Source organism: [Mycobacterium] stephanolepidis, from assembly GCF_002356335.1.
In the GTDB taxonomy this organism is placed as follows: domain Bacteria; phylum Actinomycetota; class Actinomycetes; order Mycobacteriales; family Mycobacteriaceae; genus Mycobacterium; species Mycobacterium stephanolepidis.
Window position 1 is genome coordinate 1,106,880 of record NZ_AP018165.1, and the last position, 14,760, is coordinate 1,121,639.

A 14,760-nucleotide genomic window follows, 5' to 3' on the forward strand; every position below is an offset into this window, starting at 1 on the left:
AGTGCCGATTCTTGAGCAGGTAGGCGCCCGCGAGATCCTCGATTCACGCGGCAACCCGACCGTCGAGGTCGAGGTCGCCTTGACCGATGGCACGTTCGCACGGGCGGCGGTTCCCTCGGGTGCCTCCACCGGTGAGCATGAGGCCGTCGAGCTGCGCGACGGCGACGCACGTTACGGCGGCAAGGGCGTCACCAAGGCCGTGAACGCCGTGCTCGACGAGATCGCCCCGGCCATCATCGGTGAGAGCGCCGACGACCAGCGCCTCATCGATCAGGCTCTGCTCGATCTGGACGGCACCCCGGACAAGTCGCGCCTCGGCGCCAACGCCATTCTGGGTGTCTCGCTGGCGGTTGCGAAGGCTGCTGCCGACTCGGCCGGGCTGGCGCTGTTCCGGTACCTGGGTGGCCCGAACGCGCACATCCTGCCGGTGCCGATGATGAACATCCTCAACGGCGGCGCGCACGCCGACACCGGGGTCGATGTCCAGGAGTTCATGGTGGCGCCCATCGGTGCGCCGAGCTTCAAGGAATCGCTGCGCTGGGGCACCGAGGTGTACCACTCGCTCAAGTCGGTGCTCAAGAAGCAGGGCCTGTCCACCGGACTGGGTGATGAGGGCGGGTTCGCCCCCGATGTCGCCGGGACCCGGGCCGCGCTGGATCTGATCAGCACCGCGATCGAGGCGACGGGCCTCAAGCTGGGCTCGGATGTGGCGCTGGCGCTGGACGTCGCGGCCACCGAGTTCTACAGCGCCGCAGACGGTTACAGCTTCGAGAAGGAAAAGCGCACCGCCGAGCAGATGGGCGCCTTCTACGCCGAGCTTCTCGACGCCTACCCGTTGGTGTCCATCGAGGACCCGCTCTCCGAGGACGACTGGGACGGATGGGTAGCACTGACCACGGCGATCGGTGACCGTGTTCAGCTGGTCGGCGACGATCTGTTCGTCACCAACCCCGAGCGCCTGGAAGAGGGCATCGAGCGGGGCGCCGCCAACGCCCTGCTGGTCAAGGTGAACCAGATCGGCACCCTTACCGAGACCCTGGACGCGGTGACACTGGCGCACAGCAGCGGCTACAAGACGATGATGAGCCACCGCAGTGGCGAGACCGAGGACACCACCATCGCGGACCTGGCGGTCGCGGTGGGCAGCGGTCAGATCAAGACCGGCGCCCCGGCGCGCAGCGAGCGGGTGGCCAAGTACAACCAGCTGCTGCGTATCGAGGAAACACTTGGGGACGCTGCCCGTTTTGCGGGAGACCTTGCCTTCCCGCGCTTCTCGATCGAGACGTCCGACTAGCGGACAAGCCGACGGGCTGAGGCCGAGCTATGGCTGATTCCAAACGCCGCCCCGCGTCCGGTAGGTCGCGGGGTCCGGCTCCGGCTGCCCGTAAACGGACGCCGGTGAAGCGGCCGGTGCAGAAGGTCGTCCGAGGCCCCGCCGGCAGCGGTCCGGCGGCTCCTGCCAAGGCTGCCAAGACGGGCGGGGCTACCGGCGCGGTGGCTGCCTCGATCGAACGCAGTGCCGAGCACCAGTCCGAGCAGCGCCTGGGGTCCACCGCACGCCGGGCCGCCGTCCTGGCCGCCGTGGTGTGTGCCCTGACCCTGACCGTGGCCGGTCCGGTGCGCACCTACTTCTCGCAACAGGCCGAACGGAACCAGCTTGCGGCGGCGGAGGCTCAGCTGCGGGACCAGATCGCCGGGCTCGAGGACAAGAAGCGTCGGCTGGCGGACCCGGCCTACATCGCCGCTCAGGCGCGTGAGCGCCTGGGGTTCGTGATGCCGGGTGAGGTGCCGTTCCAGGTGCAGTTGCCGAATACTCCCGTCGATGCCAAGCCGCAGGGCCAGGGGCCGGTGGACAACGGCAACCCGTGGTACACCAACCTGTGGCACAACATCGCCGACTCGCCCACGGCCATACCAGCCGCCCCGGTGCCGATCCCGTGATCTCCGACGACGATATCGCCGCGGTCACAAGGCAATTGGGTCGCGCGCCGCGAGGCATGCTGGAGGTCTCCTACCGTTGCCCCAACGGGGAACCCGCCGTCGTCAAGACCGCTCCGCGGCTACCCGACGGCACACCGTTTCCCACGCTCTACTACCTGACGCACCCGGCTCTTACGGCCGCGGCGAGCCGTCTGGAGTCCGGCGGGCTGATGCGCGATATGACCGATCGCCTTGCCTCCGATGAGGATCTGGCCGCCGCGTATCAGCGCGCCCATGAGAGCTACCTCGCCGAGCGTGACGCGATCGAGCCGCTCGGCACCACGGTGACCGCGGGCGGAATGCCCGACAGGGTGAAGTGTCTGCATGTGCTGATCGGACATTCACTTGCGGTGGGGCCGGGAGTCAATCCCTTGGGGGATGAGGCGATTCGAGAGCTGCTGGGCACCATGCCGGGCGTGCTGCCGGAGGTCTGGTGACAGCCCTTCGGGTTGGCGCCGTGGATTGCGGTACCAACTCGATCCGTCTGCTGGTCTCGGATGTCGACGACGCCGGACGGCTGACCGATGTGCACCGCGAGATGCGGATTGTGCGGCTGGGACAGGGTGTGGACGCGACGGGAGAGTTCGCCCCGGAGGCCATCGCGCGCACCCGGGTCGCGCTCGGGGCGTACACGGAATTGATGGGCTCCCTTGGGGTGCAGCGTGTGCGCATGGTGGCCACCTCGGCCGCGCGTGACGTCACGAACCGCGAGGCATTCTTTGCGATGACCGCTGAGTTGCTCGGATCCGTCGTCCCAGGGGCGGTGGCGGAGGTGATCACGGGCACCGAGGAGGCCGGGCTGTCGTTTGCCGGCGCGGTAGGCGAGTTGGACTCGGCGGCGGGACCATATGTCGTGGTGGACCTCGGCGGGGGATCGACCGAGACGGTGATCGGTGATGCCGACGGGGTGACGGCCAGTTTCTCGGCCGATATCGGATGCGTACGGCTCACCGAGCGGTGCCTGCATTCGGATCCGCCCACCGACGACGAGATCGAGGCCGCACGCGATGCGGTGCGTGCGCAGCTGGCCCGCACCTTCGAGGTGGTGCCGGTTCAGGGCGCGCGAACCTGGGTGGGGGTCGCGGGCACCTTCACCACGCTGGCGGCGCTGGCGCACCGGCTGGACGCCTACGATCCCGCGGCGATCCATCTGTCGCGGGTGCCGTTGGGGCGTCTGTCCGAGGTGACGTCCGAGTTGATCGCGATGCCGCGCGCACAGCGGGCCGCCCTGGGGCCGATGCATGAGGGACGCGTCGACGTCATCGGTGGTGGATCGATCGTCGTGCAGGAACTGGCGCGAGAGTTTTCCGCCCGCGCCGGCATCACCGAGCTGGTAGTCAGCGAGCACGACATCCTCGACGGCATCGCAATGTCCTTGCGCAGGTAACTGGGCCTTAACACGCAACCGTGTGACCTGCGTAACAGTTGACAATGTACCCCTTCCTCCAGTTGACAAGTTGATCAAATCAACTGACAGTTGATATATCAACACAGACCGATAGCGGGCAGTTGAAGTCTCATAAACGGTCAGTTGAGGAGGCGCAGCGTCGCGCACGAGCCCGGATCAGCAACGTTTGATTAGGTGCGGAAGGTTTGGATATCTCATGTCCGGATTGATGTCGAAGGCCGAAGTACGCGAAATTGGGGTTTCGGAAACAGGTTTCGTGCGACGGCCCGACCCGGACGGTGCCGCGGTCGCCTACCGGACATATGGGCGTGCGCGGCCCGGTGTCGCCGACGTGGTGTTGGTGCACGGCAGCCTGCAGAACTCGACCGTGTGGTCCAAGCACGGCTACATCGCGCAGCTCTCTCAGCAGTACCGGGTGACCACCATCGACGTGCGTGGGCACGGCGCCAGCGAGAAGCCCGATCATCCCGGCGGATACGCCATCGCCTCGTCGGCACGGGATGTCTGCGCGGTCATGGACCATCTGGGCATTCATCGGACGCACTACATCGGCTACTCGCTGGGCGGGCGTATCGGGCTCACCCTTGCCGCCACCGCTCCCGAGCGGCTCACCTCACTGGTGGTGGCGGGGTCCTCGCACCGGCCACAGTGTGGTGCGGTGGACGTTTTGATCTTCCCCAACGCCGTTCGCGTGGTGGAGGAGTCCGGTCTGGAGGCGTTCGTCGACGGCTGGGAGGCACACCGCGGTCGGCAGATGGGCTCGGGATTCCGGGCGACCATCGAGGCCCTGGGCCAGCGTGGCCTGGCGGCCCTGCTGCGGCAGTGGGATGCCGAGCCGGGTGTCGCCGAGGACGCCTTGCTCCAAATCGAGACGCCCACACTGTTTTTCGCCGGGTCCGAAGACCCCATGCGACTGGCCGAGTCCCGGGAGGCGGCCGTCCGGATGCCGTGTGCCTACTTCGCCCTGCTGGACGGCTGCAACCACGGGCAGACGGTGACGATGCGCGAGCGCATTCTGGATCGCGCCGAGGCGTTCTTCCGGCTGTCTGAGTTCTCCGATATCGAGAAGCTGCGGGTGGCCGGGTGACCGGAGATTCCGGGCCGCGCCCGAGCCTGGCGACGCTTGCCCGCATCGGTGTGCTCGGCGGCATGTCGGGCGGGCTGCTGGGCGGTGGCACCGGGGTGATCACCGTGCCCTCGCTGGCTCGGGCGACCACGTTGAGCCGGGCCGTCATTCACGGCACCTCGACGCTGCCGAACGTCTCTGCTGTGATCGCGGGCAGCACCGTCTACGCGCTGCACGGGGCGAAGGTGGATCTGGTGGCGGGCGCCGGACTGATGGCGGGCGGCGTGATCGGCGCGGTGGTGGGGGCCAAGCTGGTGTCTCGCATCCCCGAGTGGATCCTCAAGGCGCTGTTCGTCTTTGTGCTGCTGGCCACCGCGCTCAAACTGCTGCTCAGTGCCGCCGGCATCGACCCCTCGGCGGGTGAGGCGCTGCTTCCCGATGCTGTGCTCGCCCATGTGCCATCGGTCATCGCTATCGGTGCTGTCGTTGGTTTCCTGGTCGGCGCGTGGTCGGCCGCACTGGGTCTTGGCGGTGGGCTGCTGACGGTTCCGGCGATGCTGGGGCTGTTCGGTTCCGATCTGCACGTGGCAGAGGGCACCTCGTTGATGGTGATGCTGCCCAACGCGCTGGTCGCTGCGACCACATATCTGCGTCAGGGTACCGCTGATGCTCCGATCGGCTTCCGGCTGGCGGCATTCGCGTTGCCGGGCACCGTCATCGGGGCGCTGTTGGCGCTCGCCCTGAACGCGCGCTGGCTGGCGCTGGTGTTCGGGTCTTATCTGGTGTTCATCGCCGTGCGCGAGATCGTGCGGGTGTTTACGAACTCGCCTGCCCGTACGACGAAGAAACCAAGTCCGGCGCCGGCGTCGCAGGCGTGTGTTGGCGGTTGATCTTCTGCAGCTCCCGGGCGACGTCCAGGAGCCAGCTCAGTTCTTCCTTGCGGTTGGCGCCCGTACGTTCGCCGATGATCTTGGTGCCGGAGGTCTTGTCGTGCTGCGGTGCGGTGCGCTGTTGTTCGATGGCCGAATGAATCTGGCGCGCCGCTGATGTGGTGGACGCGTCTTCGGTGAGGTAGGGGCCGATGGCGCTCAGGCCGTCGCGAATCTCGACGATTCTGCGGTAGAGCCGGTAGTTGTGATCACCGATGGCGGCCTGCGGCGGTGCCAGTGCGATCTGGGCGTTGCCCTCATACAGCGCGGTCCACAGCGGTTCGAGTTGACGGTGCTGCCGGTAGGCCTGGATGCGTTGGCGTGCCGAGGCGACCAGCTGTGAGAAGGACGGTCCGGCAAGGCCTACCACGATGAGGATCTGCCCGATGGTGGCGGCCAGCGGGGCCAGACGCTGCCAGGAGTAGCTGTCGTTGGTGATCATGCCGTAGATGGCCGAGTGTGCCCGCATGATGCAGAACAACAGGCACATGGCGGCTCCTGCCGCGGTGAGCAGCATGCTGCGTCGCAGCCACGCCACATCGTGAAAACGGGCGTACTGCAGGCATTTGACGGTGATCAGGAGTGCGCCCAGGCCGTAGGTGATCAGATAGATCAGCATGTAGAGCACCCAGGCCGGCTTGTTGCCGTGTGAGGCGTAGAAGTCCTGTGGCAGTTCGGAAGTCGGTGCCACAAACCAGCAGAGAACCAGCGCGGCGCCGATGGCTACTGCCATGCCGACCCAGAGCCGTGCGCGCTGCACCGCACGTGGACCGGATTCACCCCAGAAGGTGATGACCGTGAGAACGCATGCGGTCCACGCCATGCCGCCCGAGAGGTTCAAGACGAGCCGGCCCATGTTGTGCACGCCGACCAAGTTGTCGAACTTCTCGTACAGGGGTGGAGTCGCCAACGTGACGGCAATCCCCTTGAAGAGGAATGACAGCAACAGTGCCACCGACGCGGGTGGACGGACCCGGGAACGCAGCATCGCGGCGGCAACCACGACCACTGCACCAAAGCTGAAGACGGCCGCTATCGAATACGCCGCGGCGGAGTCTTCAAAAACTGAGGTCACGGTGCCGCCGGTGAGCCTTCCAGCACGAGTGATGCCAGGATGCGCCGGAGGTTGGCGTTCGTGACGGGGATGGGGCGGTGGCTGTCGGGACTGACGCGCTGCCCCATCATGGAGGCGAGCATTTCTGCCTCGACCTCCTGGTCGTCGAGATAGGTCTCGCGACACAGGACTTCGGCCAGTTCGCGCTTGCTTGAACTGGTGTGTCCACACATCACATGGCTCAGCTCGTGCAGGATGATGTGCTCGCGATGCATGGTGGTGGTATCGCTGTCGTACACCACGTAATCGGTGGCATCGGTGCGGACCAGCAGGCCGTGCACTCCGCTGCCGGAGAGCGCGTAGGGCACCAACTGGATATCGCGCTCGCTGAGTTCACTGGCGCGGGCGCGGATGTCCTCGACCGTAGTGAGCGTGTCCAGGCCCAGATCCGCCAGCTTGCGGGTGCACTGCTTGTGGATGGCCTGAAGTTCGCGAGTCGATCGTAGATCGGTTGTGACACAACGCATCTTCGGCATGATTACTGCCCGTTGCTGACCGAGTTGTCCACCGTCGGCAGGCCCTGCAACGCGCGCACGTGATCGAGTACCGCGGCGACTGTTTCCAGGCTCTGCTTGTTCAGACCGATCGCGCGCAACGCGATCAGCTCCACCTCGTCCCGCGTGGTCTCATCCAGCGCACCCAGACGCTCGTCGAGCGAGTAGGTGCGCTCGGGGTCGATGAGCACCGAGAGCGGAACGCGGAAGAAATCGGCCAGCGCGCCGAGCAGGTCGATGGCGGGACGGGCGCGCTTACCGGTGCGCAGCGCCGAGAGGTAGGCACCGCCGACCTTGATGCCGGGGTGAGCCTTCTTGATGCCGTTGGCGACCTCATCATTGGTCCACATCCGGCCGTCGGGACGACGATGCGACTGGAAGAGCGCATTGATGCGATCAGCAAGGTTCGCGTCGGCGGCTTTGGCGTCCTGAAGGGACACCTGCGGCGGGCTCGTAGTGGCCATCTACTAAGTCAAACACCGATGCCGCGCGCCCTCAACGTGAGGGGGCAGACTCCCAGTGTGATTCAACGCACAGTTGAGGCCGGATTTAGTGGTAGGTGTCCGTGAGGTATTCCGCGCGGCATGCGCCGCGGGCCAGCTTTCCGCTGGTGGTGCGGGGTATCGCGCCGGCGGCGACCAACCGGACGTCGGCCACGGGCAGATTGTGCTGGCGTGAGATGGCGGCACGGATCGCCTCGACGACGGGGGCGTGCTCGGCCCGTCCCGATCCGGGGGCGCGTTCGGCGACGATCACCAGGCGCTCGCTGGTGTCGGCAATGGCGGCTTCGGCGAGCTGATTGGCCGCGACGGAGAACGCCGCCACATAGCCGGAACGCACCGCAGTCGAGGCCTCCGAGGCGGTGGCCTCGATGTCCTGCGGGTAGTGGTTGCGCCCGTCGATGATGATGAGGTCCTTGATGCGGCCGGTGACGTAGAGGTTGTCGTTCAGGTACACGCCAAGGTCCCCGGTGCGCAGCCATCGGCTGTCGGTGGCTGTCCCGGTTGCGTGACTGCGCTGGGTGAGCCGTGATTTCAGCGTGTTGTGGAAGGTGTCTTGGGTTTCCTGGGTGCGGCCCCAGTAGCCGCGGCCGATGTTGTCGCCGTGCAGCCAGATCTCGCCGATTTCTCCTTCGGGGAGTTCGTTTCCGGTGCGCGGGTCCACGATGGTCAGCCATTGGCTGGAGATCACCTGACCGCAGGAGACATGGGGGACCGCCATGGGTGCGTCCGGTGAGACGGGCACGGCGCGGTCTTCGGCCAGCTGGTCGCGGTCCAGGTAGATGACGCTGGGGCGCGCGTCGGTGGCGATGGTGGCCACGGAGAGCGTCGCTTCGGCCATGCCGTAGGACGGTTTGATCGCGGTGGCCGGAAATCCGTAGGGGGCGAAGGCCTCGGTGAATTTCTCGATCGCGGAAATGGTCACCGGCTCAGATCCGTTGAGCAGGCCCGCGACATTGCTCAGATCCCAGGTCTCACCGGCCGGTGGGCGGCCACGCTGGGCGGCGAGTTCGAAGGCGAAGTTGGGGGCGGCGGCGAACACCCGCCCGAACGCGGATTCGGTGGCCAGTTGCTTGACCCAGCGCCGGGGGCGCCGCACGAAGGCCAACGGCGACATCAAGGTGATGTGGCCGCCGCACAACGGGGGAAACAGGATCATGATCAAGCCCATGTCGTGATACAGCGGCAGCCAGCTCACGCTGCGGATGTTGGTGTCCAGGCCGCCCGCCAGGATCATCTGCAGCACGTTCGTACAGGCCGCGCGGTGGGTGATCTCGACACCGGCCGGGGTACGGGTGGAACCCGAGGTGTACTGCAGGTAGGCGAGATCCTCAGAGTCGAGTTCGGCGGGGATGAATGTCGCGCCGACCGAGTCCGGCACCGCGTCGATGGCGATGACGCGGGGGCGCCGCCCGCGAGGAAGCTTGCGCAGGAACGCGTTCACCGATTCGGCGGCACTGTCGGTGGTCAGGATGACCGACGGTGTCGCGTCGGCGAGCACCGCGTCGAGGCGTTCGGTGTGGCCGGGCAGCTCGGGGGCGAAGAGGGGAACCGCGATGTTTCCGGCCTGGATGGCGGCGAAGAATCCGATGACGTAGTCCAGACCCTGCGGCGCCAGGATCGCGACGCGATCACCCGGCTGGGTGACCTGCTGCAGGCGGGCGCCGATCGCGCGCATCCGGGTGTCCAGCTCCACCCAGCTCAGTTCGATTGCGACGCCGTCATCGTCGCGGGTGAAGTCCAGGTAGCGGTAGGCGGCGGTAGCGCCGAACTCGGCGATGTTGTGTGCGAAGTTGGAGAGCAGCGTGGTGCCTGGGGGAAGGTCGATCGAGCCCTGGGCGTCGAGATAATCCTCAATTCCACTCTGGCGAACCGCCACTGCATCTGACATATCCCACTCCCGACTCACGATGAAAAACACTACCTGCGCTAACTAAGGGATCTCTTTGTTCGCAGGTGACCCGTCGTACGAGGAGCGGGCGGCAACTTTCAATGTCGGCGATCGCGCGGTCTGGTGACGAATCACACCAGAGTCCGATCGAATCCCGGTGTTGTACAAGGGGTATCACTATCTGTCGGAGAGTTTCAATGTGACGCGAGGGTGTGTCGCGCCGGGGTGTGATCTTTGTCGTAGGCCGGTGAGGGTCGGGGCCGGAAGTTGGCGCCACGGGATACGCCGGGTAGAACTAGGGCTGACCTGCAAGGCCCCCATAGCCCAATTGGCAGAGGCAGCGGACTTAAAATCCGCCAAGTGTCGGTTCGAGTCCGACTGGGGGCACAGAGTACGAATTGGTAACGGCCCTGGGGTCAAACCGTGTACAGCGCGCTCGCAGCGGTCATACATTGAGCCGTGGAGCCAAAACGGCTCACGAGCCGACCCACGAAGCTGATGCCAGCAGCGCAGGCGCCATCGTTGCGGGTCCTGGTCGTCGGTGCCGGTGTCGGCGGTATCTCCATCGCGCGGGGACTATTGCGCGACGGCCATGACGTGACCGTCTACGAGCAGCGTCCGGATGTGCACGCCGGTGGCGGTGCGGTGACGATCTGGTCGAATGGCGCCACGGTGCTGCGGCAGCTGGGTGTGGATATGGACCGGGCCGGCCAGCAGCTGTCCACGGTGCGGGTCATGACATCGACGGGGCACTCGCTGGCCACCTTGGACGTGGCCACCATCGCCGACCGGCTGGGCGAGCCGGTTCGGATGGTCCCGCGCCACGTCTTGCTTGAGCGGCTGCTGAAAGGTTTTCCGGCCGAACGTATCCGGTGTAATGCCAGGGCCGTCGCCGTGGGTGGCGGCTGCAACGGAGCGCGAGTGGAGTTCGCGGACGGCAGCGTGGCCGAGGGAGACCTGGTGATAGGCGCCGATGGCAGGCATTCGCTTGTTCGTGATGTTGTCGGCGCGGAGCGTGGGCAGTCGACCGGATGGTGCAGCTGGCAGGGGCTGACAACCCTCCCGGACGGCGCCAATGAGCGGGTCGGCTTCGTCGTCATCGGTGAGCACGCAAGCCTCGGCCTGTGGCCTGCTGGAGGCTCCGATGTGCAGTGGTGGTTCGACTTGCCCTGGTCGTCCGGTTTTGTCAGACCCGAACGCCCGATCGACATGATCCGGTCCACGTTCGCCGGGTGGTCCGGGCCCGTCGATCGCGTACTTGCGACGCTCACCGATGACGATCTGGCGCATTCGCCCTATCCGCATTTCCGCCATCCCATTCCCCGGCCGGGCCATGGAGTGCTGACGCTGCTCGGGGATGCGGCCCACACCATGCCGCCCACGCTTGCGCAAGGCGCCAACCAGGCACTGCTCGACACGATGGTGCTGTGTAGGGCGGTTTCGGAATTTCAGCGCGGCAACAACACTGATCTGCCCGAGGCGTTGCGCTGGTATGAGAAGACCAGGCGGCGCCGCGCTGCCGCCGTCTCCCGGGTTGCCTCGCTTCAGGTTTCGCACGGTGAGGGTGTGCTGAGAACGGCGGGGCTGGTCTCGGACCGTTTCATGACGTGGGCACTGGCGACCTTCTTACAGTCGGTGAGTCATCGCCGGATGGCCGCTGACATCAGCCGGGGCCATGCCGCCGACACAGCCTGCCGGCCGTGATGTCCGAGGCTGTTCATGTGCGAGGCACGATCGACGCGCCCTCGCGCTGGCTCTTTCTCGTCAAATGGTGCGTGCTGGCGGTGCCGCACTACCCCATATTGATCGTCCTTTATCTGATGTATCCGGTGCTGACCGTGATCGCCGGTATCGCGATCTTGTTCACGGGGCGATATCCGCGAATCATCTTCGACGTCAACGTCGGAGTGCTGCGGTGGTCCTGGCGGGTGATGAACTACCGGTTTCCGATGAACAGCACCGATAGGTATCCGCCTTTCACGCTCGCCGCGCGGCCCGACTATCCCGGCGAACTCGACGTCGACTATCCAGAACACCTCACCCAGTGGGCGGTGCTGGTAAAGCTGCTACTGGCACTGCCGCAGATCATCATCTGCTGGGCCATGGAGCCACTGCTGCAGGTGCTGGCGGTGATTTCCGCGGTGCGGTTGTTGGCCAGAGGCACGGTGTCGCAAGGCATGTTCGACCTCCTCATGGGAATCGTGCGGTGGCGTTACCGGGTGGCCGTGTATGTCTCGTTGATGTGCGACGAGTATCCGCCATTCCGAATGGACTTGGGCGGTGGCGGCACGTGAAGCACCGTAATCCATTGTTCCCGTATATATATGGGCTCGGCATGCCGATATTCGACCGGCTGTTCTATCGCCGATACCGGCGGGCGGCGATGAGTCTTGCGACCGGCCGGTTGCTGATCGTGGGCCTCGGCCCGGGCACCGATCTCATGTTTCTGCCGCCCGCGGTGACATCGGTCGCGGCGGTCGAGCCGGAGGCGGCGATGCGTCGGATGGCTGGCGCCCTGGCACGCCGCTGTGGCGTCGAGGTCGACATCCTGGAGGGGGTCGGGGAGGCGATACCGTTCCCGGACAACAGTTTCGACTCGGTACATGTCGGGCTGGTGTTGTGCTCGGTGGACGATGTGGCGGCAACCCTCGGTGAGATCCGGCGGGTGCTTGCGCCGGGAGGCCGGTTGGTGGTTCTTGAGCATGTCCGCGGGGACGGCGTGATGGGGCGCTTCCAGGATCTGATCGCCAAGCCATGGTCGTGGCTGGCCTCCGGGTGCGAGCCGAACCGCCGGACCGTCGAAGCGATTGCCGCGGCCGGATTCGATACCAGCGGCCTGCACAGCGTTCGACGAACCCTGGTTCCGCCGCCGTGCACGCCTCACCTGCAAGGCGTCGCCACCGTAACCGAATAGTGCTATTCGACATCGCTATTCGACGCTGATGGCCTCGATGATGTTGAGCCGCGCCGCGCGGCGTGCGGGTGGGACCGAGCCCAGCAGGCTGATCGCCAACGCGCCCACGGTGAAGGCCACCGCCATCGGGCTCGGCCGGAAAGTGACGTCGAAGTTCATGATGGTGCCGCTGACGAGGCTGAACAGCCACTGATCAACCACACCAATTAGCAGCCCCGCGACACCGCCCACGAGCCCGATGGCCGCGGCCTCGGCAAGAACCATGCCCAAGGTGTATCGGCGGCTCGATCCCATCGCCCGCAGCACACCGATTTCCCGGCGTCGTTCGAGTACAGAGAGTGTCAACGTGTTGAGTAGCGCGACCGCGGCGACGAACACCACGATGATCCACACGGCGTTGGCGATCAGCATGCTTTGGTGCAGCGGGGCTTCCAGACCGGCCAAGGCGGTGCGGCCGTCGTACACATAGTTCGGTGCGGGCACCGCACCGCGCACGCCGGCCAGCAGTTGTCCGCGATCGGCGCCCTCGACGGCGGTAACTTGCAGTGTCGTCGTGCCCGGGCGGTCAAACCATGCCCGCATGCGATCCAGGCTCATTCCGACGGTGCCGATGACCGTCGAGAAATAGGGCACCAGGGCCAGCACGGGCGTGCGCTGCGGACCGTGGGGCGTTTGCAACTCCAGCTCGTCGCCCACCCGGACGCCGAGAGTCTTGCCCAGGTTCTGTGAGAGCACCACGCCCCGGCCCGCGAGTACGTCCTGACGTACCCGTCCGTCGAGCGCACGGAAAAGCGGATCGTGGGTGCCGGGGGAGAACCCGTCGAGCATCACGCGGGTGCCGCCGATGACGGCAAATCCGGAGGCACCTTCGACGACGTTCGCGACACCCCGCACCGCCGCCACCTTCTCGGTAAGACCTTGCGGCAGAACGTCAGTGGGGTAGCGGTCGGGTGAGTTCGCGCTCACCCAGACATCGACATCGGCGACCGGCGCGAAGATGGCGCGCGCGGATCGGATCATGTCGTTGTTCGTCCCGGTGATCACCACGGTGGTGACCACAGCGATGAGCACGGTCATGACCGTGGCCCACACCCGCCGCGGCGCACGCTGGACCGTCGGCGCCGCCAGCGCCCCGGGCGAACCGAACACTCGGGCCACTGTGGCTGTCGCACTGACGATGGGTCCGGCCAGCGCGAAGCCCAGCGCGATCTCGGCGACGAACAGTGCTGCGATCGCGACGAAGGCAAGCGACCCCGCTTGGTAGAACACGGTCAGCATCGATGCCGCTAACACCGCCGCCGCTACGACCCCGCTGGCGATACGCAGCCAGCGCGGCACGTTGTCGGCCACGGAAACTCCGACGGGCGCCAGCGCCTCGATCGGTGACACCTTGTACACCTGCCGTGCGGCCATCGCCGACGCGGTCACGCTGGTCAGTACCGTCGCGGCGACGGCCGCCGGGATCGCATAATCGGGCAGCCAGTATTCGATGCGGGCTTCGAGTCCTTGGGTTACCGTCGGCGGCAAACGGCCAATCGCCTTTCGGCCCAGCAGTATTCCGAGGGCAGACCCGATGGCTCCGCCGATCAGCCCGAGGATCGCGGCTTCGGCGAGCATGTCGCGAATGATCGTGACGCGGCGGCCACCGATGGCGCGCAGCATCGAGATGACCGGGCGGCGTTGGGCGATCGCCATGGTCATCGTCGTGTAGATCAGGAACGCGCCGACCACCAGCGCGACCGCCGCGCCCATCAGAGCCATGTAGTTCATGAGCTTGACTCCGTCGCCGGCCCGCACCGCCCGCAGGCTCGGATCAGCGACGATCGCCCGGCCGTTCACGGCGGCGGTGACCCCGTCCCGGACCGCGGCCAGATCCGCACCCGGCGTTGTCGTGACCAGAATCGAATCGAGCTGACCTTGCCGTCCGGTGACCTCCTGCGCCAACGGCAGCGCGGCGAGCACATAGTGCCCGCCGTTGAGATCCGCGAGTTGCTTGCCCTGGAGCACCTCGGCGACGGTGACCGAACCCGAGCCGAGCCGGAATGTATCGCCTTTCGTATGGCCCACGGACGGTCCGATCTGCACACCGGCGGCTGTCCGCGATGGTGCGTCAACCTTCACTCCGACAGCATCTTTCAAGGCGCCTTCCAGCGCGGCGCTGCGGTCGTCGGCGCCGAACAGCAGAACCGGCTCGGCATCTGTGGGTGCGGACATCCTGATCATCGGTGCCGCGGTCGCCACTCCGGGAACCTTGGCGACGTCGGCCAGCACCGCTTCGGGGAAGCCCGCATCGGTGATACCTGATACCTCGAGTGCGGCGACGCCGGCGACTCCGTCCGCCAGCCGATTGACCGATCCGGTGATCGACCCGAAGATTCCGAATATCGCCACGAGATACATTGCGGAAACGGCCATTACGGCGATCGAGGCGATGGTGCGTCGACGATGTACGGTCAGCTCGCGC

The 14,760-nt window shown here is 66.2% G+C and carries 14 protein-coding genes and 1 tRNA gene; 10 read left to right on the forward strand and 5 right to left on the reverse strand.

The genetic code is table 11. The features are described from left to right. Window position 1 precedes the first annotated feature (1 nt). The 6 genes from eno to MSTE_RS05565 all read left to right on the forward strand — a co-directional run bounded on the left by eno (window position 2) and on the right by MSTE_RS05565 (window position 5,344). Window positions 2-1,294 (forward strand): phosphopyruvate hydratase, encoded by a 1,293-nt coding sequence (eno, locus tag MSTE_RS05540; RefSeq protein WP_046252782.1) that lies wholly within the window; start codon window positions 2-4, stop codon window positions 1,292-1,294. A 116-nt stretch (window positions 1,295-1,410) separates the two neighbouring features. Continuing rightward, window positions 1,411-1,941: an FtsB family cell division protein gene (locus tag MSTE_RS05545; protein ID WP_162291570.1), complete on the forward strand. Its 531-nt coding sequence runs from the start codon at window positions 1,411-1,413 to the stop codon at window positions 1,939-1,941. Beyond that, the gene (locus MSTE_RS05550) at window positions 1,938-2,417 is read left to right on the forward strand and encodes a DUF501 domain-containing protein (protein WP_070951433.1); all 480 of its coding nucleotides are present in this window, start codon (window positions 1,938-1,940) and stop codon (window positions 2,415-2,417) included. The genes MSTE_RS05545 and MSTE_RS05550 overlap by 4 nt, the downstream gene beginning before the upstream one ends. After that, a complete protein-coding gene (locus tag MSTE_RS05555) occupies window positions 2,414-3,367 on the forward strand; it encodes a Ppx/GppA phosphatase family protein (protein WP_096499622.1) in 954 nt (317 codons plus the stop codon). Before MSTE_RS05550 ends, MSTE_RS05555 begins: the two co-directional genes overlap by 4 nt. Window positions 3,368-3,584: 217 nt before the next feature. Continuing rightward, window positions 3,585-4,475, forward strand: coding sequence for an alpha/beta fold hydrolase (locus MSTE_RS05560; protein ID WP_162291372.1), 891 nt, complete (start codon window positions 3,585-3,587; stop codon window positions 4,473-4,475). Continuing rightward, window positions 4,472-5,344, forward strand: a complete 873-nt coding sequence (locus MSTE_RS05565) for a sulfite exporter TauE/SafE family protein (RefSeq protein WP_269458227.1) — start codon at window positions 4,472-4,474, stop codon at window positions 5,342-5,344. Before MSTE_RS05560 ends, MSTE_RS05565 begins: the two co-directional genes overlap by 4 nt. Here the strand turns inward: MSTE_RS05565 and MSTE_RS05570 are convergent. The 4 genes from MSTE_RS05570 to MSTE_RS05585 all read right to left on the reverse strand — a co-directional run bounded on the left by MSTE_RS05570 (window position 5,271) and on the right by MSTE_RS05585 (window position 9,382). Continuing rightward, a complete protein-coding gene (locus MSTE_RS05570; RefSeq protein ID WP_096499624.1) occupies window positions 5,271-6,458 on the reverse strand; it encodes an MAB_1171c family putative transporter in 1,188 nt (395 codons plus the stop codon). The genes MSTE_RS05565 and MSTE_RS05570 overlap by 74 nt on opposite strands. Beyond that, complete coding sequence (locus MSTE_RS05575; RefSeq protein WP_030094601.1) at window positions 6,455-6,973, reverse strand: ImmA/IrrE family metallo-endopeptidase; 519 nt, start codon at window positions 6,971-6,973, stop codon at window positions 6,455-6,457. The genes MSTE_RS05570 and MSTE_RS05575 overlap by 4 nt, the downstream gene beginning before the upstream one ends. 2 nt (window positions 6,974-6,975) lie before the next feature. After that, the gene (locus MSTE_RS05580; RefSeq protein WP_096499626.1) at window positions 6,976-7,455 is read right to left on the reverse strand and encodes a transcriptional regulator; all 480 of its coding nucleotides are present in this window, start codon (window positions 7,453-7,455) and stop codon (window positions 6,976-6,978) included. An 85-nt stretch (window positions 7,456-7,540) separates the two neighbouring features. Continuing rightward, complete coding sequence (locus tag MSTE_RS05585) at window positions 7,541-9,382, reverse strand: fatty acyl-AMP ligase (RefSeq protein ID WP_162291373.1); 1,842 nt, start codon at window positions 9,380-9,382, stop codon at window positions 7,541-7,543. A 313-nt stretch (window positions 9,383-9,695) separates the two neighbouring features. Here MSTE_RS05585 and MSTE_RS05590 point away from each other — a divergent pair. From MSTE_RS05590 to MSTE_RS05605, 4 genes are all read left to right on the forward strand, one after another. Continuing rightward, window positions 9,696-9,769: transfer RNA gene (locus MSTE_RS05590), tRNA-Leu, on the forward strand. A 111-nt stretch (window positions 9,770-9,880) separates the two neighbouring features. After that, a complete protein-coding gene (locus MSTE_RS05595; protein WP_096499628.1) occupies window positions 9,881-11,086 on the forward strand; it encodes an FAD-dependent oxidoreductase in 1,206 nt (401 codons plus the stop codon). Between the two features lie 17 nt (window positions 11,087-11,103). Continuing rightward, window positions 11,104-11,676, forward strand: a complete 573-nt coding sequence (locus tag MSTE_RS05600; RefSeq protein ID WP_096505476.1) for a DUF4389 domain-containing protein — start codon at window positions 11,104-11,106, stop codon at window positions 11,674-11,676. Further along, complete coding sequence (locus MSTE_RS05605; protein WP_096499630.1) at window positions 11,673-12,296, forward strand: class I SAM-dependent methyltransferase; 624 nt, start codon at window positions 11,673-11,675, stop codon at window positions 12,294-12,296. Before MSTE_RS05600 ends, MSTE_RS05605 begins: the two co-directional genes overlap by 4 nt. Window positions 12,297-12,311: 15 nt before the next feature. Here the strand turns inward: MSTE_RS05605 and MSTE_RS05610 are convergent, their stop codons facing one another. Continuing rightward, window positions 12,312-14,711: an FtsX-like permease family protein gene (locus MSTE_RS05610; protein ID WP_231897071.1), complete on the reverse strand. Its 2,400-nt coding sequence runs from the start codon at window positions 14,709-14,711 to the stop codon at window positions 12,312-12,314. Window positions 14,712-14,760 lie beyond the last annotated feature (49 nt).

Excerpts from the sequence above, each read along its gene's own strand:
- MSTE_RS05560 (WP_162291372.1), top strand. The coding sequence starts at position 3,585 with ATGTCCGGATTGATGTCGAAGGCCGAAGTACGCGAAATTGGGGTTTCG.
- MSTE_RS05575 (WP_030094601.1), bottom strand. The coding sequence starts at position 6,973 with ATGCCGAAGATGCGTTGTGTCACAACCGATCTACGATCGACTCGCGAA.
- MSTE_RS05580 (WP_096499626.1), bottom strand. The coding sequence starts at position 7,455 with ATGGCCACTACGAGCCCGCCGCAGGTGTCCCTTCAGGACGCCAAAGCC.
- MSTE_RS05585 (WP_162291373.1), bottom strand. The coding sequence starts at position 9,382 with ATGTCAGATGCAGTGGCGGTTCGCCAGAGTGGAATTGAGGATTATCTC.
- MSTE_RS05595 (WP_096499628.1), top strand. The coding sequence starts at position 9,881 with ATGCCAGCAGCGCAGGCGCCATCGTTGCGGGTCCTGGTCGTCGGTGCC.
- MSTE_RS05610 (WP_231897071.1), bottom strand. The coding sequence starts at position 14,711 with ATGGCCGTTTCCGCAATGTATCTCGTGGCGATATTCGGAATCTTCGGG.